21 protein-coding genes and 1 pseudogene are annotated in these 22,951 nt (G+C 43.8%); 17 read left to right on the top strand and 5 right to left on the bottom strand.

Translation table 11 applies throughout. The features are described from left to right. Positions 1-73 precede the first annotated feature (73 nt). From BVG16_RS22055 to BVG16_RS22040, 4 genes are read left to right on the top strand one after another with little or no spacing between them, the layout of a single operon-like run. Positions 74-562: a hypothetical protein gene (locus tag BVG16_RS22055; protein WP_078501351.1), complete on the top strand. Its 489-nt coding sequence runs from the start codon at positions 74-76 to the stop codon at positions 560-562. 7 nt (positions 563-569) lie between these two features. Beyond that, positions 570-1,250 (top strand): response regulator transcription factor, encoded by a 681-nt coding sequence (locus tag BVG16_RS22050; protein ID WP_078501350.1) that lies wholly within the window; start codon positions 570-572, stop codon positions 1,248-1,250. Beyond that, entirely contained in the window at positions 1,247-3,025 is a 1,779-nt protein-coding gene (locus tag BVG16_RS22045; protein ID WP_078501349.1) for a sensor histidine kinase, read from the top strand. The genes BVG16_RS22050 and BVG16_RS22045 overlap by 4 nt, the downstream gene beginning before the upstream one ends. Beyond that, positions 3,009-3,482 (top strand): hypothetical protein, encoded by a 474-nt coding sequence (locus BVG16_RS22040; RefSeq protein ID WP_233147135.1) that lies wholly within the window; start codon positions 3,009-3,011, stop codon positions 3,480-3,482. Before BVG16_RS22045 ends, BVG16_RS22040 begins: the two co-directional genes overlap by 17 nt. Before the next feature lie 193 nt (positions 3,483-3,675). Here the strand turns inward: BVG16_RS22040 and BVG16_RS22035 are convergent, their stop codons facing one another. After that, the gene (locus BVG16_RS22035) at positions 3,676-4,497 is read right to left on the bottom strand and encodes a helix-turn-helix transcriptional regulator (RefSeq protein WP_144027451.1); all 822 of its coding nucleotides are present in this window, start codon (positions 4,495-4,497) and stop codon (positions 3,676-3,678) included. A 220-nt stretch (positions 4,498-4,717) separates the two neighbouring features. On the opposite strand from BVG16_RS22035, the gene BVG16_RS22030 reads away from it, so the two are divergent. The 7 genes and pseudogenes from BVG16_RS22030 to BVG16_RS22000 all read left to right on the top strand — a co-directional run bounded on the left by BVG16_RS22030 (position 4,718) and on the right by BVG16_RS22000 (position 11,640). Further along, positions 4,718-5,572 carry a transporter substrate-binding domain-containing protein gene (locus tag BVG16_RS22030; protein ID WP_078501347.1) on the top strand — a complete coding sequence of 285 codons (855 nt, stop codon included), beginning with the start codon at positions 4,718-4,720 and terminating at the stop codon, positions 5,570-5,572. A gap of 46 nt (positions 5,573-5,618) precedes the next feature. Next, on the top strand, positions 5,619-6,371 hold the full coding sequence (locus BVG16_RS22025) for an amino acid ABC transporter permease (RefSeq protein ID WP_078501346.1): 753 nt from the start codon (positions 5,619-5,621) through the stop codon (positions 6,369-6,371). After that, complete coding sequence (locus BVG16_RS22020; RefSeq protein ID WP_078501345.1) at positions 6,334-7,086, top strand: amino acid ABC transporter ATP-binding protein; 753 nt, start codon at positions 6,334-6,336, stop codon at positions 7,084-7,086. Before BVG16_RS22025 ends, BVG16_RS22020 begins: the two co-directional genes overlap by 38 nt. Before the next feature lie 19 nt (positions 7,087-7,105). Continuing rightward, entirely contained in the window at positions 7,106-7,879 is a 774-nt protein-coding gene (locus BVG16_RS22015; protein WP_144027450.1) for a DODA-type extradiol aromatic ring-opening family dioxygenase, read from the top strand. A 36-nt stretch (positions 7,880-7,915) separates the two neighbouring features. Then, positions 7,916-8,239 carry a hypothetical protein gene (locus BVG16_RS22010; protein ID WP_078501343.1) on the top strand — a complete coding sequence of 108 codons (324 nt, stop codon included), beginning with the start codon at positions 7,916-7,918 and terminating at the stop codon, positions 8,237-8,239. 162 nt (positions 8,240-8,401) lie between these two features. Beyond that, positions 8,402-9,385 carry a Gfo/Idh/MocA family protein gene (locus tag BVG16_RS22005; protein WP_078501342.1) on the top strand — a complete coding sequence of 328 codons (984 nt, stop codon included), beginning with the start codon at positions 8,402-8,404 and terminating at the stop codon, positions 9,383-9,385. 210 nt (positions 9,386-9,595) lie between these two features. Next, positions 9,596-11,640: pseudogene (locus BVG16_RS22000) on the top strand (serine hydrolase domain-containing protein). Positions 11,641-11,768: 128 nt separating this feature from the next. On the opposite strand, the gene BVG16_RS21995 reads toward BVG16_RS22000, so the two are convergent. Next, the gene (locus BVG16_RS21995; protein ID WP_078501341.1) at positions 11,769-12,530 is read right to left on the bottom strand and encodes a hypothetical protein; all 762 of its coding nucleotides are present in this window, start codon (positions 12,528-12,530) and stop codon (positions 11,769-11,771) included. Between the two features lie 206 nt (positions 12,531-12,736). Here BVG16_RS21995 and BVG16_RS21990 point away from each other — a divergent pair, with 206 nt between their 5' ends. The 4 genes from BVG16_RS21990 (at position 12,737) to BVG16_RS21975 (ending at position 16,781) form a co-directional block, all read left to right on the top strand. Next, positions 12,737-13,450 carry a 2OG-Fe(II) oxygenase gene (locus BVG16_RS21990; protein ID WP_078501340.1) on the top strand — a complete coding sequence of 238 codons (714 nt, stop codon included), beginning with the start codon at positions 12,737-12,739 and terminating at the stop codon, positions 13,448-13,450. Then, positions 13,437-14,291 carry an SPL family radical SAM protein gene (locus BVG16_RS21985; protein WP_408635363.1) on the top strand — a complete coding sequence of 285 codons (855 nt, stop codon included), beginning with the start codon at positions 13,437-13,439 and terminating at the stop codon, positions 14,289-14,291. The genes BVG16_RS21990 and BVG16_RS21985 overlap by 14 nt, the downstream gene beginning before the upstream one ends. Before the next feature lie 105 nt (positions 14,292-14,396). Then, entirely contained in the window at positions 14,397-15,533 is a 1,137-nt protein-coding gene (locus tag BVG16_RS21980; RefSeq protein WP_078501339.1) for a CgeB family protein, read from the top strand. 105 nt (positions 15,534-15,638) lie between these two features. Continuing rightward, positions 15,639-16,781, top strand: coding sequence for a glycosyltransferase WbsX family protein (locus BVG16_RS21975; RefSeq protein ID WP_078501338.1), 1,143 nt, complete (start codon positions 15,639-15,641; stop codon positions 16,779-16,781). A gap of 53 nt (positions 16,782-16,834) precedes the next feature. Here the strand turns inward: BVG16_RS21975 and BVG16_RS21970 are convergent, their stop codons facing one another. From BVG16_RS21970 to BVG16_RS21960, 3 genes are all read right to left on the bottom strand, one after another. Further along, complete coding sequence (locus tag BVG16_RS21970) at positions 16,835-17,566, bottom strand: HAD family hydrolase (RefSeq protein WP_078501337.1); 732 nt, start codon at positions 17,564-17,566, stop codon at positions 16,835-16,837. Between the two features lie 165 nt (positions 17,567-17,731). Further along, on the bottom strand, positions 17,732-18,247 hold the full coding sequence (locus BVG16_RS21965; protein ID WP_078501336.1) for a DinB family protein: 516 nt from the start codon (positions 18,245-18,247) through the stop codon (positions 17,732-17,734). Positions 18,248-18,414: 167 nt separating this feature from the next. Next, positions 18,415-20,085: a ribonuclease J gene (locus BVG16_RS21960; RefSeq protein WP_078501335.1), complete on the bottom strand. Its 1,671-nt coding sequence runs from the start codon at positions 20,083-20,085 to the stop codon at positions 18,415-18,417. A gap of 171 nt (positions 20,086-20,256) precedes the next feature. Between BVG16_RS21960 and BVG16_RS21955 the strand changes: the two genes are divergently transcribed. Together BVG16_RS21955 and BVG16_RS21950 are read left to right on the top strand one after the other, a co-directional pair. After that, a complete protein-coding gene (locus BVG16_RS21955) occupies positions 20,257-21,162 on the top strand; it encodes a hypothetical protein (RefSeq protein WP_078501334.1) in 906 nt (301 codons plus the stop codon). Positions 21,163-21,351: 189 nt separating this feature from the next. Then, positions 21,352-22,935 carry an acyl-CoA synthetase gene (locus BVG16_RS21950; protein WP_078501333.1) on the top strand — a complete coding sequence of 528 codons (1,584 nt, stop codon included), beginning with the start codon at positions 21,352-21,354 and terminating at the stop codon, positions 22,933-22,935. Positions 22,936-22,951 lie beyond the last annotated feature (16 nt).

The following is a 22,951-nucleotide window of genomic DNA, read 5'->3' as shown; positions in this document are numbered from 1 at the left end:
TCGAAAAGTACACACGTTGGACACAAGAGCATTCTATAATCAGGTTTGTTACAAAATAACGGAGGTTATCAGAATGAGAAAACAAACAAAAATAGTCTTAAGCATGATGATTGTATCAATGATGTTAACGGGGCAGGTCTCAGCGTATGCGAACCATTCATCCGTTGAAGCAGGGACCAACATTTCAATGCAGCGTGTGAAAAATACCCCTAAAGCTGCGGTCAATCCCTATGAAGTTGCTGGAATTGATGACCCTGCGGCTTTACACAAATATATCGGTAAACTTCAGCAGGCAGTCGCAAAGAATAACCGTAAAGCGGTAGCCGCGCTGATGTCTTATCCATTGCAAGTTAATAAACAAGGCAAATCGAAGCTGATCCAATCGAAAAAACAATTTATGAAGAATTACGATCATATCATGACCTCTCAGGTGAAGAAAAAGCTGCTCGCCCAACAGCTGGATCAATTGTTCGTCAATAGTGAAGGCGTCATGATTGGTGACGGTGAAATGTGGATCAGCCAATTCGGCAAGACCATTGCTGTCTACGCCATGAATGTGTAGCGGTCGGATGAATCGAAAAATATTGCTCGTCGAAGACGATGTGCTGATGCGAGAGTTTATGACAGACTATTTCAAAAAAGAGCAATGGCATGTGGTGGAGGCAGACAATGGCATGGAGGCATTGGAACTATTCGAACAGACTTCCTTCGATCTAGTTGTCTTGGATATTATGATGCCAAAGGTAGATGGTTGGGCGGTGTGCAGGCGTATCCGTCAGCATTCGGATGTTCCTATTATTATCATTACAGCACGTTCGGATGAAGATGATCAAATGATAGGATTCGAGCTCGGCGCCGATGAATATGTGACCAAACCCTTTAGTCCCAAAGTGCTGGTTGCACGAGCGATTACACTGTTAAAGCGGACAGAGGGAACGCTAGGACGAGAAGGAGATCAATTAAGCTATGGAGCATTGTTGATTAACAAACGATCGCATACGGTCACCCTAGCAGGTGCGGAGATAAGCTTGACGCCCAAAGAGTATGAATTACTAATTCTTTTCACGAAATATGAAGGGACCGTGTTACCCCGAGATTTTATGCTCAACGCCGTATGGGGGTTCGATTATGAAGGTGATCTTCGTACCGTCGATACGCATGTCAAAAGGTTAAGGTCAAAACTTGGCGCGGAGGGGCGCTTGATTCGCACAGTTATTCGTTACGGCTATAAGTTCGAGATGGATCTATGAAGAAAAATAGTGTGGTGTTCAAATTATTTCTAGTTACCTCTGCATTCATACTGATGATCTTCGCACTCGTCATGTTAGCCCAAGGACTATTCTTTGATCGGTTTTACATGGACTCAAAGCAGCGTGAACTTCAAAGACATATCATGGAATTTAGCCAGCAGTATGGCAAGATAGCACGGGACGGACGTGAAGAAGCTTCACGGTTGCTTGGTCAGTTCATGAACACGAATAATGCCAGCATGGTGATATTGGATGAATCGTTCCAGCGATTAAGTATGGAACCCTATTATATTGATGTGGAACAGAAAGGGAAAACTGTTACGATTCGGATTCCTTCCGAAGGCATGCAAGCGACAGATTTACCCCAAGGACTTCATATTGGCGATTTTCTTGTGGTTGATGGCTATTTCGTTGATGAAGCCGATCGCATCATGAAGCCCGTTCAAATCCAACGAGAACGATCGGATGTGCAAGAAGGGTTAACGCGATTTGAAGGGAACATTCGTGACATGCTCCTGCCAGAGCAGCGTTCATTCAACCCTCTGTATCAAGACAGTCTCATCGATGATGTACTGAAGGACAAGATTCTAAGTGATGCTCATGCCGCAGAACGATTCAATCGCGAGACTTCATCACATTTTCAATGGAGGGATCCTTGGAGCGGTGTGAACTATGCGGTTGTCATGCAACGACTTACTTCGGATGCTCGGGATGGAAGCTTTTTGTTCGCGATGACCTCGCTTCAACCCGTGGGCGAAGCGGTAAGTATGCTGAAGAAATACTATCTATATTTGGCCCCAGCGCTATTATTCTTTATTGTTTTGTTGTCTTTGATATTTTCCAGAATGATCTCCAGACCGTTGATCAAGCTAAGTCGTTCCGCAATAAACATGGCGGAGTTAGATTTTACGGTACGAACAACGATCCATACGAAGGATGAATTCGGTGCGCTCGCGCAGAGTTTGAACACATTAGCAGAAAGATTACATCGGACATTGAATGAACTTATGCTAGCTAATGAACAATTGCGGTCAGATATGGATGAGAAGCAACGATTAGAAAATCTTCGGAAAGAGTTAATCGCAAATCTGTCTCACGAATTAAAGACACCTTTAGGGATCGTGAAGGGCTTCGCGGAAGGACTCCAAGACGATGTGGCTGTAGAGAAGCGGGAACGATATCTAGGATTTATCCTTCAAGAGGCTGATCGTATGAATGCGCTCATCATCGATATGTTAGAACTATCCAAATTTGAGGCAAGAGTCATACAAATCCACCTTGTTGCATTTCCAATCATGGATGTAGTACAGCGAGTCGTTGATACATTCACACAACAGTTGGATCGGAAAAAACTTCAAATGGTTATGATAGATGAGACCGACGCTCCATGTAACGTATCCGCAGACCCGCGGAAGATCGAGCAGGTTTTGTTGAACTTACTAAGTAATGCCATAAGGCACGCGAAGGAACAAAGTGAAATTCGTGTACGAATGTATCGATTACATCCGCGTCAGCTTATTATTCGAATCGATAACGTAGGCTCCCCTATAGCTGTTGAGGATATAACCCGGATATGGGAACCTTTCTATAGGGCCGAACGTTCAAGGGATCGTAAGTCTGGCGGTACGGGCTTAGGTTTAGCCATCGTACAACATATTTTGAATCTTCATCAGAGTGAATACGGCGTGCAGAACACGGAACAAGGCGTAAGTTTTTATTTCACATTACAAGAGATAGACAGAAATGAGATGGATGAACATGAAGATTATATATAGTGTTATGATCATAGTTGTACTAGCATTCACAAGTGCTTGCAGCATACTAGATCATTCGAAAGTGGGTGAGCCTGCGAGTCATGAATCTACTGTGAAAGATACCGAGAAACAGGGATCAACTGAATCAGTAACCCCGATCTTGATCGTTGTGGATCAGACAGAACAACCTGGAATGAACGGGAATGCTTTCACATTCCAGGTCGAACAATTACCTAAGGGGTACGCCCTAGCAAGCATGGCTTGGCATTCTAAGAAAACGCAGATGAACACGACATTGGTGGAGGCTGCGAATAACGGAGCAACAGGAGATGACGGATTCTACATCAGTGGGGATGGTCAATTCTCAGGCTTTATTTATCCGGATGCGATGAAGGGAGAGGAAGGGAAAGTCTTGTTCGTGTTCAAGAATGAGACGGGGAATGAATTAACGTGGCAGAAGGAATTGACTTTGAAATAAATGTAACCCATGAATCGAATATCTGATCGATCAGGACAGACTGTACGTTGTACTGATATGCGTGTTAATTGGAGTGCAATCCCAAAGGATACTCACATTTACGAAGCAAAAAGGCTTTGAGTGTACATCACGTACACTCAAAGCCTTTTTTACTTGGAATTATGGGGTCTTGGGTTCGAACAAACGAGAAGCATTACATGGGAAGAGATGCCTGATATTCGATATATTTTTTGGGGGTAAACGAACAGAACGCTTTAAATTCTTTAATAAAGTGGTTTTGATCATAGTACCCCAACTCCATAATTTCCTCTAGAATTCCTTCGTAATTGCCCTTTAATAGTGCATCCAATACATGTTGAAATCTTACAATACGGCTAAATAGCTTAGGCGACATCCCAACATATTCATTGAAGAGCTTCGAGATGTAGCGCGAAGAATATCCAATATCTTGAGACAAATCAACCATACTGATTGCACCGTTACTGGTCGTGATCTGTTCAGTGATGTATTTCACCAGGAGCGGAATTTCATAGTCTTGACGTGAAACCTGATTGTAGAACCCTTCGAAAATGGTCATCCGACGCTGCATACTCGTCTCATTTGAAATATGCGTTAACAACTGTTCAGCATTTGGGATTACATCTTGAAGAGGGATTTCCTGGTCGGTGAAATGTGAAGCTGAATGTTTAAGGAAACGGTCAGCATACCCAGGTAGAAACCGAATCGAAAATACGTCACATCCCGCGTTGGAGAATATCCCTTCTCGTTCCTTCGTAATCGAACCGCAAATATTAGCTGTTGGATTGTCTTTGTTACAGCAAATAATGAGGTCAATGCACCCATCCGGAAATATCATCATCTGATCACGATGAGGAGCATCTAGATAAAAAGAGTAGTAGAGAGCTCCCATGTTATGCCGACTATAAGATGACCAGCATTCCGTATAATTGTTAAGTATGCTTTCGAATGAAGGTTGATGTGGATAATAGCCGGTGTGAGTAGCGTTTCTTTGCAAGAATATCACCGTCCTAAAGCCATGATTTTAAAACAATAATACTTATCGGATTAGTGGTATTTTATGGTTATAAGCATGTGATGTCAATCACTTTCTGTAAAATAGACTGATTCTACGCGCAGTTCCGTTTTTTACTATAATTCAAAAACAAATTCAATTATGATGTTATACAATAAACCGATAAGATTACTAGGTATTGTGGGGAGAGGGAGTATCAGATATGAAGAGTAAAAGGTATGCGGCTTCTATTTTACTGGCATTGACATTAGCTGGAATAAGCTTGCTAGCGGGTTGTGGTGAAAAAACGGACAGCAGCAGTGTAAATGCATCCGGATCAGTGAAGGTGCAGAAACTCCTGGTTGGCACAAGTGGAGGTCCAAAACCTTATGTGTATCAAGACGAGAAGAATAACTTAGACGGGTACGATATTGCCGTATTGAAGGAAATAGATAAGCTTCTACCTCAATATGAGATTCAATTCGAAGTCACCGAATTTCCGAGTATTTTTGCCGGAATTGATTCTGGACGGTATCAGATCGGTGCGAACAATATTACCAAGAAGCCTGAACGTGAAGAGAAGTATTTGTTCGGAAATGAATATTACTATTTCAATAAAACCGTTGTCGTCGTGAAGAAAGGCAGAACGGATATCAAATCGCTTGCGGATCTTGGGGGTAAGACGATTCCCATCAGTCCGGGCGGAGGGTTTGAACAATTGTTTGTCGAGGAATTTAATAAAGAACATCCTGACGATAAGATCAAAGTGAAATATACGGATCAAGACCTTGCGAAGACCTATCAAGACATTGATGCAGGAACGGTAGACTTTACTTTTGCCGAGAAAGTAATGCTGAGAGATGTACAGAAGGATTTTAACCTCGAACTGGGATTCGTAGATCTTCCGAAAGAGGAGATCCAAAAAGTTCAGGACCCGAAAGCTTACTTCGTATTTAGTAAAACAGGGGACGGCCCGGCAATTCGTGATGCATTTGATGGAGCACTTCGCACGTTACTTGATAACGGTAGATTAAAAGAAATATCTAATCAATATTTGGATGGAGACTACACAAGATAATCGTATCAACGAGAGCTTAAAAATATGACGATGGAAGAGATGTGCGATGCCAAAATTATTTGACTTTGAACTGGTATTCAGTCAAATTCCAGAAATACTCCGCTACTTACCGATAACATTGGAAATTGCATTCATTTCCATGATTCTTAGCTTACTCATTGGTCTTGCAACTGCACTCATCAAAATCAAGCAAATTCCAGTGCTTCGCAGAATATCGGCATTTTATGTATCCTTTATGCGAGGAACGCCAATTATTGTTCAATTGTATCTTACATTCTACGCCGTACCGATGGTGCTGCAGTATATCAATTATTATTACGGGACGAATTATAATACCAACAGCATACCACCTATCTTGTTCGTGCTTCTTACTTTTGCCTTAAATGAGGGAGCATACAACTCGGAAAGTATCCGTGCAGCGATTCAATCCGTTGATCGTGGCGGTATTGAAGCGGGTCATGCGATGGGGATGACGACCTTCCAGACGTTGCGTCGCATCATTCTACCTGAAGCACTTATTGTCGCTCTTCCGACGCTGGGCAATTCCCTGATTGGGCTTATTAAAGGTACATCGCTAGCATTTGTGTGCTCGGTTGTTGAAATGACAGCAGCTGGGAAACTGTTGGCTTCGCGGAACTTTCGATTTTTCGAAATGTATGTGTCCTTAGCCATCATTTACTGGGTAGTTACGATTGTATTAGAACGATTGATGGCGCATTGGGAGAAGCGGCTGAAGGTGAATGAAAGGAGATTACCGGTCGATGATCCAAATCAAAGGCTTGCACAAGAAATTCGGTAAACATCACGTGGTAAAAGACGTAAATCTTACTGTAGAAGACGGACAGGTCATTGCAATTATCGGACCATCCGGTTCAGGTAAATCTACCCTATTGCGTTGCATAGACTTTCTAGAGACGCCCCAATCAGGTGTGATCGCGCTGGATGATTTCACCGTCGATGTAACCAAAGCATCGAAGCGAGATATTCTATACCTGCGTCGAAATACAGCCATGGTCTTTCAACAGTTCAATTTGCTTAAGTATAAGACAGCTGTTGAGAATGTAATGGAGGGACTCGTCACGGTACAGAAGATGAATGAGAAAGAAGCTCGTGTGACGGCGAATACCTATCTGGATCATGTTGGTCTCCATGATCGTAAGGATTATTATCCTCGTGAACTCTCGGGCGGACAGCAGCAACGCGTAGGGATTGCACGTGCGCTTGCGCTAAATCCGAAAGTGATTCTTTTCGATGAACCCACCTCAGCACTCGATCCGGAAATGGTAGGTGAGGTATTAGCCGTCATCCGGGCCGCAGCCAAAGAAGGTCGCACCATGATTATCGTCTCTCATGAAATGAGTTTTGTGAGGGAAATTGCAGATCGGGTCGTCTTCTTCGAAGAAGGTTCTATTGTTGAGGAAGGGACTCCTGAAGAGGTTTTTAGGCAGCCCAAAAACGAGCGCACCAAGCAATTTCTCGCTCGTGTAAATCTGCCTTTCAATTATGAAATATAAATATGGAAAGGGTGTTCGTATGTCTAAATCACCAGTATTATTTCTTGCGCACGGCTCACCGCTCATTGCAATCCAAGAGAATGAGTACACACAGTTCCTGAGAGAGTTCGCCGATAAGCTGCCCGCGAAACCAAAAGCTTTTGTCGTATTTACAGCTCATTGGGAAGTAGATGGAAATACGCGAATTACGTTCACGGATGGGCCTCATGATACCGTCCATGATTTTGGCCCATGGTGGATGGATGAATTGTTTGAGGTAGAGTATCCCGCAAAAGGAAACAAAGAACTTGCAGCGAGAATTTCGCATCTTCTTCAAGAACAAGGGATCGCGAGCGACTTAGATCCCGTCCGTGGTTTAGACCATGGAACATGGTCATTGTTGAAACAATTTGATTCTGAAGCGTCAACGCCTGTCGTTCAGCTCTCTGTGAATCCGAATCTTTCAGCCAGAGATCAATATAAGATTGGTCAAGCCATTCGCGAATTACAGGACGAAGGCATTCTCATTATCGGCAGCGGGGTAACCGTTCATAATTTGAGTTTGCACAGTGAAGTGACAGAAGCGTGGGCATTGGAGTTTGATGATTGGATTATTGATAAAATTGAAAACAAAGATTATGAAACCTTGTTCAATTATGCGGAAGAAGCACCCCATGCTGCCCTTGCGGTGCCTACCCCTGAGCATTTTGTACCTTTATTGATTGCATTAGGAAGTGCAGACCCTAATCATGCTTCCAAGGTTATTTACAGGGATTACACAGGATTGCTTAGTTATTTGTCATTGCAATTATAAGAGTTCTATTATTCTTTCATGAAAGAGGTGTAGTCTATGGCTAACTGGTCAAAAGTATTGAAATTTGCACCTGAATCTGCCGAGTTGATTCCGAGTGAAGAGGGTTTATTCGTATTCTTAAGCAAGCAGCAGGAGAATCGGATGTATAAAGTGCTCTATGTGGAGCAGACGACCAATTTAAAAGATCGTTACCTTGATTTTCTGAATGGGGAAGCACCGTATCTCCTTGAACACGCGATCAACTATCGATATGTGGTTGAGCTGAACCCAGATGTGCGTGATGAGGAAGAAAAATTAGTGCTCACCGAAGGAAATCCAGTCTACAATTTGATCAAAAACAATGCAACTCCTACCATCTAAATTCATATGATGATCAGAACCAATCTGATGGCGTAATCAAACGCTGTTGGGTTGGTTTTTTTATATTGAAAGAAATAGAAGGGTTGGCTTGTTGTAGATAGATCAATCCCGTTAAAAACGGTATAATATCTCTATGACATGATGAAATGAGGTAAATGACATATGGTTCGTTTTGGAGTTATAGGAACAAATTGGATTACAGAGCAATTTCTCGAAGGTGCAATGGGTGCTGAGGGATTTGAGCTTGCCGCAGTATTCTCTCGTACGAGTGAGCGTGCTGCCGAATTTGCAGGTAATTATGGTGTGAGCAAGATTTTCACTGACTTAGAAGAAATGGCATTAAGCCAAGATATTGACGCTGTATATATTGCGACACCTAACACCTATCATGCGGAGCAAGCCATTCAATTTTTAGCGCATGGTAAGCATGTTTTGTGCGAGAAACCTCTTGCGGCGAATGCAAGTGAAGTGAAACGAATGATTGCCGCTGCTAACCAACATCAAGTTGTGCTGATGGAGGCCATGAAACCCACATTGCTGCCGAATTTCAAGAAGATTCAAGACCATTTACATAAAATTGGGACAATCCGGAAGTATTTCGCAAGTTATTGTCAATACTCATCACGTTATGATAAGTACAAAGAAGGCATTATCTTGAACGCGTTCAATCCGAAGTTCGCCAATGGCGCATTAATGGATTTAGGGGTGTATTGCATCTATCCGCTGATTACCCTCATCGGAGAACCTAACCAAGTAGAAGCGACAAGTGTGATGCTTGAATCCGGGGTAGATGGAGAAGGCAGTGTCATCATGCGCTATGAAGATAAAGAAGCTGTCGTCATGTATTCCAAAATCTCAAATTCGTATCTGCCTTGTGAAATCCAAGGGGAATTAGGCAGCATCATCATCGATAAAATCCATACACCGGAAAAGGTGGAAATTCGCTATAAAGACGGTAGAAGCGAAGTGATATCCGTCGATCAACCGCATCCGCCGATGTATTATGAAGTGGTAGAATTTATGGGATTAATTCAACAAGGAAAGCTTGAATCTGACTTGAACTCTCACCAAAATTCGTATTCAACCATGCTCGTGATGGATCAAGTGCGTGGGAAAATCGGACTTGTCTATCCAAACGATAAATAATTAAGCAGACTGTTCGTTCATCCCTTGGTATCGTCATTTCAAAAAAAGGTAGAAGAAATGAATTGTTGAAAGCTTATTCCAACTTGCATGATGAGGAGGAGTGAGCTTTTTTGCGTGCATAAAATTCAGGGGATATTTGTATACATCAGTTGAACCATTTCAGTTGGTAAATCGTACTATATGATAGATTCATAATAAGGAGGTATTTTAATGAATAAAAGATTATCATGGATGTTAACTGTCACGCTCGCGCTGATGCTGCTTATTCCGACAGCGGCAATGGCATCCACTAGCAGCAATGCTGCTATCTCAAACCAAGGACTGGAGAAGATTGCTTCAGAGAAGGCGACGCTGCTTACTAAAAATTATGGTACGACAAGCGTCCAGTATGCGCTGATTGACAACGGCAAGATAACATTGTCGGGTCATGCTGGCCAGAATGATATGGAAGGGAAAAAGCCGCTGACCAAAGATACGATGTATGGCATCGGATCAACGAGTAAAGTGTTTACGACCGCTGCTGTCATGAAATTGGTAGACGATGGGAAGATCAACCTGGATACTCCCTTAGTTCAGTACATAACTGATTTCAAAATGAAAGATGAACGATACAAGCAAATTACCCCACGTATGTTGTTAAACCACTCTTCCGGGTTGCAAGGGTCCAGCCTTGGAGGTGCTTTTTTATTCGAGGATAATGACACGCATGCGCATGATACGCTGCTGCAACAATTGTCCACCCAGAGCTTGAAGGCGGACCCGGGGGCATTCTCCGTCTATTGCAACGATGGATTTACGCTGGCTGAAATTCTTGTAGAGAGAGTAAGCGGTTTGGATTTTACCGCATTCATTCATCAATATATTACTAAACCATTAGAAATGAACGATACGAAGACATCGCAAGATGTACTGGAAGCTGACAAGATGGCTGCTCTTTATTTTCCTACTTATCAAGGACAGCTTCCGAACGAGACGGTCAACGTGATTGGAACGGGAGGAATCTATTCCACGGCTGAGGATCTAGTGCGATTCTCGCAAATTTTTACGAGACAAGTAGATGGTATCCTCTCTGACAATTCGGTTCGTGCCATGGAGCAGGAGGAATACAAAAAGGGCTTGTGGCCTAAAGAAGCGGACAATTCGTTTGATTACGGGCTTGGCTGGGATAGTGTGCGGCTGTTTCCGTTCAATGATTACGGAATGAAGGCCCTGGTCAAAGGAGGGGACACCATTTTGTATCATGCTTCCCTCGTTGTGCTTCCGGAGCAGGACATGGCTGCAGCTGTGCTGTCCTCAGGCGGTTCCAGCTCAACGAATGAGCTGCTTGCGAGCGAGTTGCTGCTTCAAACGATGAAAGAGAAGGGTACAATCAAAGAGATCAAAGCGGAAAAGTCGTTCGGTAAGCCAGTCAAGGCTGCCATGCCTGAAGACGTCATGAAATACGCTGGCTATTATGGTACTACGAATCAACAGCTTCAGGTTGCGGTCAATAAGAATGGAGAACTGTCCTTATCTAATCCGCTCGTACCAATCACTCCAGAACAGAAGTTTGTGTATACTTCAGACGGAACCTTTGTCAGCGAGAATGGCAGCTCAAAAATCAGCTTCGTGACGGAGAAGAATGGACGCACCTACTTATGGGATAGAGAATATTTGACCGTTCCGGGTCTTGGACAAATGGCTATGTCACACTATGCGGCCGAGAAGTTGGAAGACCATAAGTTATCTCAAGAGACCGCAGACGCTTGGGTGAAGCGGGAAGGTAAAACGTATTATCCTGTGAACTGAGACCTACAATGCAGATTGACCGCACGGACGATATCCCGGGTTATCTGCTCGATAAGAAAATTACAAGCCCTAATACGGCAGAGAGCCAACTTCAAATTCCAGCGATGGGAGGGCGGGATTTGTTGGGATTCCGTTTCTACACGAAGGATGGTATCGAGTACCTTGAAACTGCTGGAAGCTTGTTTGTAAGTGAGGAACAAGTCAAGCCGCTATATAAGGGGAAACAGTCTACGGTCACCTTGAAAGGTGATGGACTTGCTAAATGGTATACCGTTCCTGCAGCGGCTGCCGGCAAGACGATGAGCATTGAGATGCCGGCAAAGGGTGCCTTTGTTGTATACGATGAGCAGGGAGCATGTGTGAACTACACTGTCATCAGTGGCAAAAACGAAGTGAAGCTGCCTAAGAATGGAACGATTGTATTTGCTGGTGAGGCAGGATCAACTTTCGGCATTACCTTGATGTAGTCCGAAGTAAAAGCCTATTTATAAATGAATTAAGGATCGAGATGGAGAAGATCTCCAATGTACAGTCTGATGTGGTAAAAAAAAGCACCCTCTTTTTGAAGGGTGCTTTTGCCATGCAGTAGAACCGTTTATTGCTTTTGGATTTTAGAAGGATTGTTGATTTTGTAAGGAACAGGATGCTTGGTCAATTTCTTCGCTACAATTTTGGCTTCGAACGTAATCGTGTCTCCGATCTCCAGTTCCAGCTTCTTCATCGTCGCGCTATGGCTGGACCAAGCATCGCCTATCTCTAATGCAGGTTCTTCTATGGATACCGCTTCATATATAATGACTTCGTCATCATTATCTGAGAAGTTATTCGGTACGGTCGTGAATTCTTTGACCGTTGCCGTCATTTTGACTTTTTCCTCAGGGAGCTCAAGCTTGGGTGCTTTTTCTTTCTTCGCTTTCCCTTTTTTCGGCTGCTCGAGGATAGGTGTCTCGACGATTGGATCTTCTGCAATGATCTCTACGATTAAGGGCAAGGCTTCATTCATTGGTTCTTGCGCGGATTCTGTTGGTTTCAGATCCGTCACTGTCGGCTCTGCATCCACCTGCACATCGGATACTGCAGAAGTCTTCTGTCCAAAGGTCGATGCTTGCATTTCCTTGAGATAAGAAGGATGGATGCAGTGTAATTGTTGATTCTCTAATTTAATGACCGCTGACTGGTTATCCACGAATCCAACAATTCGGCAAGGAACATCTAATCCGTTCCCTCTGTAGTAAAATGCCTTCAACTTGGTCGCCTTTTCTGATATCAGACCCCACTGTTTGCATTGTTCTATGATTTCATCCTCATGATTGAAGCTTTGATATGTGGATGGGTGAATGATGAATGAATACTGCATTGTTGTCCCGCCTTTCAATAATCTATACGAACATATTCTATCATTAATTGTTGCTTACGTGGATTCTTTTATTCATTAATCGCTGTATTCCTTGGCGTTTATTATCGAAATCTTGCTATTTCATTCGAATAAAGATACAGGTGGCTGATGTCGAGGGTATACTGGGTGATAGTTATTATTTGATTACTCGATAGGAGTGAGATGACATGTCGAATACCCTGATGAAGAAAATCAAGTCTTTGGATTGGGAGCGCATGCAACAGTCATTGGATGAGCAGGGGTACGTAACGTTCCCGTCGATTCTTGATCAAGACCAATGCCAAGATATCATGGCGATGTATGAGGAAGAAAGGCACTTTCGCAGTACCATTGATATGTCAAGGTATCGGTTCGGAGTTGGAGAGTACAAATACTTCCAAGCGCCGCTGCCGGAAATTCTGCAACAGCTTCGCGAAGGGTTCTATCCACCGCTTGCTATGACTGCGAATCGATGGTTGAATCAATCCGGGCGGGATGCGATCTATCCTGAAACACTACAGCAATTTCTCCATACATGTCACCTTCAAGGCCAGACAAGATCTACACCGTTGATTCTTAAATATGTTGAAGGAGGGTATAATTGTCTCCATCAGGATCTCTATGGTGAGGTATACTTTCCGTTCCAAGTTGTGTTCGCGTTAAATTGGAAAGAGATCGATTATACGGGCGGCGAGTTTATGCTTGTAGAGCAGCGACCAAGAGCGCAAAGCCGTGGCCATGTGTTAACATTGGAGCAAGGTGCTGGATTAATCTTTCCTACGAATCATCGTCCAGTATTGGGCACGAGAGGATACTATCGAACAACGCTCAGACACGGCGTAAGTACAATTACATCTGGAATACGTTATAGTCTGGGGATCATTTTTCATGATGCAAAATAAAACACGGCAAGAAGGGAGAACGGTCCAGATGAATATCATCACGAAGAATCCAAAAACATTATTAAATAAGGGCTCTGGATTTCTCTCCGATTACAGTCATTCCTTGAACCCCTATACGGGGTGTTCCTTTGGCTGTTCCTATTGTTATGTACGTCAAATGCCAGTCTCATTGTTCCGAGGACAAGAGTGGGGGACGTGGGTTGATATTAAAAATGGCGCATCCGATATTCTTCGTAAAGAGCTTCGACGCTCGAAGGCGAAAGGTAAGGTAACGATTTTCATGTCATCCAGCACAGATCCTTATCAGCCTATTGAGTATCAGGCTAAGGTAACGAGATCTCTGTTAGAGGTGATGGTAGAAGATCCGCCTGATTTCTTACTCGTACAGACACGCAGCCCCCTCGTTCGCAGAGACATCGATATCTTACAGCAATTAGGGAATAAGGTTCGCGTAAGCATGACGGTGGAGACGGATTTAGATGAGGTGAGGAAGCATTTCTCTCCTTATGCGCCTCCCATCCAAGCAAGATTGAGAACGCTACAAGACTTAGCTCATGCGAATATCCCTACTCAAGCTGCTATTGCACCTCTATTACCGTCCAGCAGCGACTTTGCCAGAAAGCTGAAACCATTGGTGAACCGTGTCTGTGTGGATGATTATTTCATGGGTGACGGGAGTGGGGGAAAAAGAACGCGCAACCTGAATATTTCGTCCTTATACAAGCAATTGGATCTAGAAGCATGGTATCATCCTGAAGCCTATCGCATGGTATATGACAGGTTCGTATCGGAATTTCAAGAGAATCAAGTGTACGTGAGCCAAGCCGGTTTTGCACCATAGAACGCCCTTTTTATAATCACATCGGACGATTGCCCTGCAACAAATGTCATCTGATTCATAATATGAACAGAAAAAATAGAGGATTTGAGGGACAGCGGGTGTACGATGAAAAATAAATGGAAACGTACGACTTCAAAAACAAGGAAAACCTTACGCTTCGTGAAAAAGAAACGTTCCAAAGGAATGTCCAAAAAACAAAAGTCTCCGGTTATGCAAGATCAACGTATACAAGTCCACCCTCCGGCTGAGGCCCCTGTGACAGTAGAAGCGCAACCGCGACATATTCTGGTTCCTGTATTACAACACATCTACGTAGACGATAAACATCGAAGAAAGTTGATGGATCGTAAAAAGCTGCGGATTTTGGTCGTAACCCCATTCACGAATACGATGGATATGCAAATGGAACCTTTGATCACGGAACCACTGAGGATTCTAGTCCAAGAGGTTGTTGTCCTGAAAACGTATGAGCAGGTGCCAACCGTCTTATCTCAAATGAACCCGGATTTACTATTAATCATATGTCAAGAAGAACCCATGTCAGATGAACTATTGATAACGATACAACAAACATCTGTAAAAACGGCATTATGGAATGTAGGTGATCATTTTGTCGTGGATTCGATCCGCCACATGGTGCCATATTTTGATGTTGTGTTTACCCAAAATATTATGAATATTCCGATCTATCAGCATCTGGGGTGTAAAAACGCCGTGTACCTTCCCTTAACTGCAGATCGAACGATGTACTCCCCAAAGATAACGAATAAGCCATTTCAATCGGATCTCCTTCTCATCGGTGACTATTATCCATACCGTCAAGAACATCTTGATACTATTCAACAAATCAGCGAGCTAAAAAAAATATTCGTCCTCGGTGAAGATTGGGAAGCGAACGAACGAATCATTTTGATAGAGAAGGATCAAGATTTACAAGCGTATTATAACGGCGCCAACATCATTGTGAATTGGAAATCCATACAGCAGCAAGTATTTGAGGCGGCCGCATGCGGCGCATTCCAACTGGTCGAAGAAAACCCCAATCTAAGTGCATTTATGCTTCCTGGTGAAGATGTAGTCACGTTCCGAACTCCACAGGAGATGCGGGACCAGTTGCGACTCTATTTAGACCAACCGGAATTGAAGCGAAAAGTGGCGTCAAAAGCGCTTTGGAGAAGCCATTATGATTACTCCAGCCTTCACATGGCCATGCGGCTTCTAGATGGCATGTTTGGTATATAGAACGATGGAAGCCCTCACTGGGTTACGTCTCAATCTCAAGTTGTCATCCTTCGGATCACCGTATCCATTATGAATCAACAGTCCATGTCGAAGGAGGTATGCTGCTTGAAGCTCATTGCTTTTTTATTGCCTCAATTCCACCGTATTCCCGAAAATGATCTATGGTGGGGAGATGGTTTTACGGAATGGACGAATACGCAGAAAAACAAACCATTGTACGCAGGACATCAGCAGCCTAAAGAACCTCTAGGCAATTATTATTATGATTTAACGGATGCTGCTGCAAGGAGATGGCAGGCCAAGTTAGCCAAATCGCATGGGATCTATGGGTTTTGTTATTATCATTATTGGTTCAAAGGAAAAAGATTGCTGGAGAAGCCATTTCAATCCGTATTAGAGCTTGGGGAGCCCGATTTTCCGTTTTGTCTGTCGTGGGCTAATGAACCTTGGACTCGTAGATGGGATGGAGGAGACCAGTATGTTCTCATGCCTCAAGATTACGGGGACGAGCATGATTGGGAAGTTCATTTTAATGAGGTATTGGTTGCATTTCTGGATTATCGATACATTCGGATCAACAACAAGCCGGTATTTCTGATTTATCGGCCCGGGAGTATTCCTCGTTGCGAAGATATGATTCGATTCTGGAATGAACTCGCAAGAAAAAATGGGTTAGAAGGGATCTACTTTGTGCGTACGCTAGGTGGATTCGCGATTCCTAATCAAGCGGGATTTGATGCGAGCGTTGAATATGAACCGCACTATACGTTTGCACATAGTGATACGACAGGATTGTGGAATGTGATTCATACAAGAGAAGATATGCATCATGTGCTTGATTATGATGTTATATGGCACACCATACTGAACCGATCCCCCCATCGAAATGGAGAACAAATCATCCCAGGAGCCTACGTGAACTGGGATAATACGCCGCGCCTAGGTAGTCGCGGACAAAGCACGATCGGTGTAAGCCCAGACAAGTTCCGGCGGTATCTAACACGACAAATGGAACGAGCTATTCAGGTATATGATAGTGAGTTCGTCTTTATCAATGCCTGGAATGAATGGGCTGAAGGCACATACCTTGAACCTGACAAACAGAACGGATACCGCTATCTTGAATCCGTGAAGCGTGCATTGGAGGATCATCTTGCCGACACAACCTTACGGCATTCACGTTCAGAAGCGATGTTTTTGCCATCATGGAAATATCGAAGTAACAACAACGAATTACGGATGAAATGACGAAGCGGCTGCTTATCTCATGTGAAGGCAGCCGCTTTGTCATGTATGCATGTTCATGATTTTGGGGTCAACAGAATACGTGCGATTTCCTCATACTGACGAACCACATACTGTGGAGTGTGATGACTCTCAGGTTCGGCTTGGCGATGATTGAACCATAGGACATGCCATCCGGCACCTAGCGCGCCGATGACGTCGTTTCGCCAGGAATCCCCGACATAATAGGAATTCTTCGCTAATACATGCGTCTGCTGGTTAATATGTTCAAAAATCCGTACGTTGGGTTTATCCCAGCCGACCGCACCGGTAATGAAGATTTGCTCTGCGGGAATTAGCTTGTCTAGTGCCAGGGCTTGAATCTTCTTGCGTTGATGCTCTTCGGCGCCGTTCGTTAATATCCCTACCATTCGACCTTGCTGCTGTAATTGCCGTATTACATCCTCAGCACCTTCAAAGAGGGAGATATCATACTGCCTTCCCATATAATCCTCTTGAAGCAGATGACCTTGTTCCAATGTAATCTCAATATCGAATTCTTGAAGCATCAGTACATATCGTTTCGTTCGAATGTAGACTTGCGCATCCTTGTTGTTGGCGGCGAAGGGGTTCGTCTGTTGGGCAGAGAGCATGTCGCTATAATAGCGGAAGCGCTGATAGGCTTGATCATAGGGGAAGTCATGACCGAGCCCTAGGATATGTTGAAGCGTGTCTCGCAACGGGGTTAAGTGATCATACAATGTGTCATCTAAGTCAAAAAAAACGCCGGTTTCTTGTGTGTAGTCCATTCAAATCCCTCTTTTTCTCTCCATTATGGATCTCGTTTCTCTATGGACTACACTACATGATTTGATCGTCTGCATGCAAGACCCGGCAGTTTGTAAAAGAGAGGGTCGTGAGAAAAGCCGAGCAATACAGGCGATTTGCCCGTTTTAACTCGGCTTTTCGTATTATTACACTGTCTTCACAAATAGATAAAGTGTATAATCTGTCTGCACGCCTGGATGTCCTAATTGACGTAACATGGCTGTAATATTCCCACGGTGATAGGTGCCGTGATTCACGACATGTTGAATCAATTCCCTCCGTCGGGCTTCAAAGGCACCGTAAGCACATATTGTATCAAGATCCTCATGTTCCAAGAAGGTTCGGAATCGATCCGACAACCGGGTGAACATGATTTGGATCTCTTCAATATTGTTGCCATGCATGTCTTGAATGTATTGCTCCGTTGTTCTCTGAAGTTGATCAATCTGCTCGGCAGTCATCTCGGAGAAGCCCTTGCTAATTAAGATATCTAACCATCCGCAATCAATGACATATAGATGGACAAGGACATCGTGGATGTTCGGGAATACGCTCTGGATCGTTGTACGACAGATTTCTTCCGGAAGTGTTTGAAGGTGGGCGAGTATTTGATCGTTGGCCCATGCGTGATAATTGTACAGATTTAATACTTCATTGTTCAAATGATATGCTCCTCTTTGGTATCCGAGGGAACACGCAGTTTACGGGGTGTGATGCGCTTAACCTCTTATAATATCCCCGAGGTGCTTCATTGTTTTCATCTTAAACGCCTCCTATAGTTACTTCTTACAGTATATAGAATAAGGGGATAGATCGTAAACAATTTTCCTTATACATCCATAATAATCGGAAGGATCATCGGTCTTCGCTTCGTTTTTGCATATAAGAATTGGCCAATGGATTCTTTCATCCCTTGTTTCAAGCGATTCCATTGATTGACATGTTCCTCCTGAAGTTTATGTAGCGCTGCGGTTGCAGCAAGAGCAGCTTCTTCCAGGAGCCCATCGGAATTTGTGGCATAATTAAATCCCCGTGAAATCAGATCCGGTCCGGAGAGGATTTTCCCATCGATTTTGCTGCGGGTAACGACGACAACAAGTATGCCATCCTCGGAGAGATGTTTCCGATCGCGAAGCAGTACAGATCCCACGCCGATGCCCAATCCATCTACAAGCGTGCTTCCCGCAGGTATTTTTCGCTCAACCCTGGCCGTTCCGTCTTGAATATCCACGACGTCGCCGTTATTGATAATATGGATATGACGATGCTCTACGCCAACGGATTCTGCTAACATACGATGCTGAAATAACATACGGTATTCTCCGTGAATCGGAATAAAATATTTCGGCTTCATGAGCGTGAGCATCAATTTGAGCTCTTCTTGACTGCCGTGTCCAGAGACGTGTAATCCTGTAACTGAACCTGAACCATAGATGACTCGGGCACCCAATATAAAAAGATTGTCCACGATGCGTGCAACATTCCGTTCATTGCCTGGAATGGGTGTAGCAGACAGAATAACGGTATCACCGGGCAATACTTTAAGCTGTCGTAAATTCGAAGTGGATAGTCGAGATAACGCGGCATAGGGTTCGCCTTGGCTGCCGGTACATAATACAGCCACTTGTTCGGGTGCCAATTGATTGGCTACCTCGGTCTCCACTAACATGCCTTCCGGGATATGCAAATACCCCTGTTGCGCCGCGATATTCACGACATTGATCATGCTGCGCCCTAGGAGGGTAAGCTTTCGATTCGTTATTTCAGCTGCATCAATAACTTGCTGCAAGCGATAAACATTTGAGGCAAACGTAGAGACGATGACCTTCTGCTTTGCTTTGTTGAACGCCTCAATGAGGTGCTCTCCGACATGTTTTTCGGACGGGGTGAACCCGGGACGCTCTGCATTGGTACTTTCGGATAACAAAGCAAGAACTCCTTTTTGTCCAATTTCAGCCATACGATGAATATCCGGAGATTGTTGATTGACAGGAGTTAAATCGAATTTAAAATCTCCCGTCTGTACCACGGTTCCTTCAGGCGTGTCGAACACAACACCTAAGCAATCCGGAATGCTGTGATTGGTTCGAAAAAAACTAACAGATATCGTGCCTAATGTGATTTGTGATTTCGAATCGATTTCGATGCGGTGTGTTGACTGAATTAATCCGTGCTCCTTTAATTTTACATCGATGAGTCCCAATGTAAGTCTAGTACCATAAATAGGCATTTGCAGCTGTCTGAGGAGGTAGGGAATCCCGCCGATATGATCTTCATGACCATGCGTCACGATAAGCCCACGAACTTTATCGCTGTTGTCTAACAAATAGGTAATATCGGGAATGATTAAGTCAATCCCTAACAAGCTCTCATCAGGAAACTTGGAGCCGCAATCAATGAGAACAATATCATCTGCATATTGAATTCCATACATATTTTTGCCAATTTCATAAACACCACCTAAAGCAAAGATTGATAATACAGGACATTGACTGTTCAAGCGTCATACCTCCCACAAGATTTGTGGTTAATGTTGCCGTTAAAGGTCCTGTTTATGTATCGTCCTGGTCGTTTTCCTGCTGTATGACAGCGTACGTAGATATTCAATCTTCGTATAATCGATTAAAATATACGGTATATGAAAAGATTATCGTAACTAGGGAGGGTCATTATGGTTCGGTATATGATTGGACAATACGGGGGTTTTGATGTTGCCAAATATCGTCGGGACTTTAAAGAAGGGTTCCATGGTATTGAGGCTTGTCTATTTTCTACGGAGGAAGATATTGTATTGCTGCGGGAAGAATCCAAGCGGAGAGGTTACCACATAGGCGTTCATTTCCCTTTTCGTGCAGGACAATCGAGATTTCGAGATGCCTTATCCTTGTCACAGGATGATGAAATTCGCTCGCATGCATATCAGTTAATGGAGAACGAACTCGCCTATTTAGCCCAAGTGGAACCAGATTATGTCTTATTCCATTATCCCAAACCTGTCATATTGGATGACCGTGTCGATTGGAAAAGTTGGAGGTTCGATGATCCAATCGAATATCGATATGAGAGCCAAATAACGTTCGAAGAGTTAAGCGAAAAGAGTGAGTATCTCTTTCAATGGCTTACGGATCGCAGCGATACCTATCATTTTATTCCTATATTAGAATTCGATGCCTTGAACAGGTATATCTACGATACAGATCTGGTAGTGAATCTCTTACATCGGTATCCCAAAATCAAATTATGTCTGGATACCGCAAGATTACATCTTCAGGCGATGATAGATCCCAACTTTGATGCAAAGTTCATTCTTAAGAAATATGCGAAATATGCAGAACTGATCCATCTATCGAATGCGCAAGTATTAGATGGTACTGTTCAGCAAAGACATTATCCTGTCCTACCGGAACTAAACCCAGCAGAGGGGTGGGCGCCCATTCAGGATTACTTGCAGCTTATTTTTGAGGAAAATAAGCAGGTTCGTATTTTATTCGAGCATAGATCTGACCTGATCGGTGATGAGGAGTTATTGCGATGTTATGCTTGGGTGGATGAATTATTCACCAAACACGCCCTTTAAGTGATTTAATACCGATAGTAATGTAAAATGGTCTACCACGACGGTAGAGCACAATAAATGACCGCGGAAGGCGTTTGCCTTCGCGTTTAATTCAATTTAAGCTAGTAATATTAGTACCTAGTATTAGCACATAATGATATAATGACAACAATAACGAGGTACATTTACTTGCATAGGAGACGGTATAAGATGGACTACAAGGATTGGATTGCACCTGAGATGTATAACTTAACTTCAGAGATGGAGCGGCATGATCCCGCGAAGCTTGCCCTGAAGTGGTTGAATGATAAAGGGGATTACCAGGAAATTACATATGGAGCATTGTTGAGTCAGGCAAATCAACTAGCTAATGGTTTGAAAGCTCTTGGACTTCGGAAAGGCGATAAAGTCCTTGTCATGGTACCCCGTCGTATTATTGCCTATGTCATTTACTTAGCTTGTATGAAGTCCGGGATTGCGGTCATTCCATCTTCCGAGATGCTAAGAGCCAAAGATTTATCCTATCGGCTTCGCCATGCGGAAGCACGGGCTGTGATTGCTTGCTCTGGTGGGATCCATGAAGTAGATAATATTACGGATTACATGCCTTCCTTGGATTTCCGTATTGCAGCTACTGCAGCAGATAACACGTCGGATCGAGCGTGGCTTGTTCTTGATGATATCATGACAGGGCAGCCTGACACCTTTACCGCCGCGCTAACACATCGCGACGACATGGCGATTCTTGCCTATACCTCTGGCACAACAGGAAATCCCAAAGGGGTTGTTCACCGCCATGGATGGGGATATGCGCATCTGCGGATTACGGCGTCATGGCTCGATATTCAAGGATCGGATACGGTCTGGGCAACAGCTGCGCCAGGATGGCAGAAGTGGATCTGGAGTCCATTCTTATCCGTGCTGGGACACGGGGCAACAGGCTTTGTGTACGATGGTGCATTTCAACCGAAGCGTTACCTAGAGCTTATGCAATCTTATCGTATTCAAGTATTATGCTGTACGCCTACAGAATATAGATTAATGGCCAAAACGGTCGGATTGGATCAATATGACCTTTCATCTCTACGCAGCGCAGTATCTGCGGGTGAGCCGTTGAACCAAGAAGTTATCCTGACCTTCCAGAATCAATGCGACCTTACGATTCGAGACGGTTATGGTCAGACCGAAAGCACCTTGTTAATTGGCGCGCTGAAAGATGCCCCGATCCGCGTAGGGTCAATGGGAAGAGCTATGGCCGACGGTCTGGTCGAAGTTGTCGATGGAGATGGTAATATCATGCCTGCCGGACAAGTAGGGGATATTGCTGTGCATTTGGACATGCCTGCGCTATTCGAGACTTATTTCAAAGATCCTGAGAAGAAACAGGCTAGCGTGCGTGGGAACTATTTCATCACAGGGGACCGCGCTTCCAAGGATGAAGATGGTTACTTCTGGTTCGAAGGACGCGGCGATGATATCATCATCAGTTCAGGTTATACCATCGGGCCGTTTGAAGTGGAAGAAGCATTGATGAAGCACAGTGCTGTGAAAGAATGTGCGGCAGTTGCGAGTCCGGATGAAATCCGCGGGCATGTCGTGAAAGCATTTATCGTGTTAAAAGAAGATGTGTCTGCGTCGCATGAGCTGGTTAAAGAACTGCAAAATCATGTGAAACAAATGACGGCACCTTACAAATACCCTCGGAAAATCGAGTTCGTTCAAGATCTGCCAAAAACCAACTCCGGGAAAATACGGAGAATTGAATTACGTGAGCAAGAACATCGCAATGCATGATGATGTTTATCTCAGT

The sequence above is a fragment of the Paenibacillus selenitireducens genome, assembly GCF_002021565.1.
Classification (GTDB): domain Bacteria; phylum Bacillota; class Bacilli; order Paenibacillales; family Paenibacillaceae; genus Paenibacillus_K; species Paenibacillus_K selenitireducens.
Note: the sequence above shows the minus strand (reverse complement) of the source record. Positions and strands in the feature narration are given on the sequence as shown.

What these genes read in the sequence shown, in the direction of transcription:
- BVG16_RS22045 (WP_078501349.1), top strand. Translation starts at nt 1,247, where the DNA reads ATGAAGAAAAATAGTGTGGTGTTCAAATTATTTCTAGTTACCTCTGCA.
- BVG16_RS22010 (WP_078501343.1), top strand. Translation starts at nt 7,916, where the DNA reads ATGGCTAACTGGTCAAAAGTATTGAAATTTGCACCTGAATCTGCCGAG.
- BVG16_RS21980 (WP_078501339.1), top strand. Translation starts at nt 14,397, where the DNA reads ATGAAAAATAAATGGAAACGTACGACTTCAAAAACAAGGAAAACCTTA.
- BVG16_RS22030 (WP_078501347.1), top strand. Translation starts at nt 4,718, where the DNA reads ATGAAGAGTAAAAGGTATGCGGCTTCTATTTTACTGGCATTGACATTA.
- BVG16_RS21970 (WP_078501337.1), bottom strand. Translation starts at nt 17,566, where the DNA reads ATGGACTACACACAAGAAACCGGCGTTTTTTTTGACTTAGATGACACA.
- BVG16_RS22055 (WP_078501351.1), top strand. Translation starts at nt 74, where the DNA reads ATGAGAAAACAAACAAAAATAGTCTTAAGCATGATGATTGTATCAATG.
- BVG16_RS21985 (WP_408635363.1), top strand. Translation starts at nt 13,437, where the DNA reads ATGATGCAAAATAAAACACGGCAAGAAGGGAGAACGGTCCAGATGAAT.
- BVG16_RS22025 (WP_078501346.1), top strand. Translation starts at nt 5,619, where the DNA reads ATGCCAAAATTATTTGACTTTGAACTGGTATTCAGTCAAATTCCAGAA.
- BVG16_RS21995 (WP_078501341.1), bottom strand. Translation starts at nt 12,530, where the DNA reads ATGCAGTATTCATTCATCATTCACCCATCCACATATCAAAGCTTCAAT.
- BVG16_RS22005 (WP_078501342.1), top strand. Translation starts at nt 8,402, where the DNA reads ATGGTTCGTTTTGGAGTTATAGGAACAAATTGGATTACAGAGCAATTT.
- BVG16_RS22015 (WP_144027450.1), top strand. Translation starts at nt 7,106, where the DNA reads ATGTCTAAATCACCAGTATTATTTCTTGCGCACGGCTCACCGCTCATT.
- BVG16_RS22020 (WP_078501345.1), top strand. Translation starts at nt 6,334, where the DNA reads ATGATCCAAATCAAAGGCTTGCACAAGAAATTCGGTAAACATCACGTG.
- BVG16_RS21955 (WP_078501334.1), top strand. Translation starts at nt 20,257, where the DNA reads ATGGTTCGGTATATGATTGGACAATACGGGGGTTTTGATGTTGCCAAA.
- BVG16_RS21950 (WP_078501333.1), top strand. Translation starts at nt 21,352, where the DNA reads ATGGACTACAAGGATTGGATTGCACCTGAGATGTATAACTTAACTTCA.
- BVG16_RS22040 (WP_233147135.1), top strand. Translation starts at nt 3,009, where the DNA reads ATGAAGATTATATATAGTGTTATGATCATAGTTGTACTAGCATTCACA.
- BVG16_RS22050 (WP_078501350.1), top strand. Translation starts at nt 570, where the DNA reads ATGAATCGAAAAATATTGCTCGTCGAAGACGATGTGCTGATGCGAGAG.
- BVG16_RS21990 (WP_078501340.1), top strand. Translation starts at nt 12,737, where the DNA reads ATGTCGAATACCCTGATGAAGAAAATCAAGTCTTTGGATTGGGAGCGC.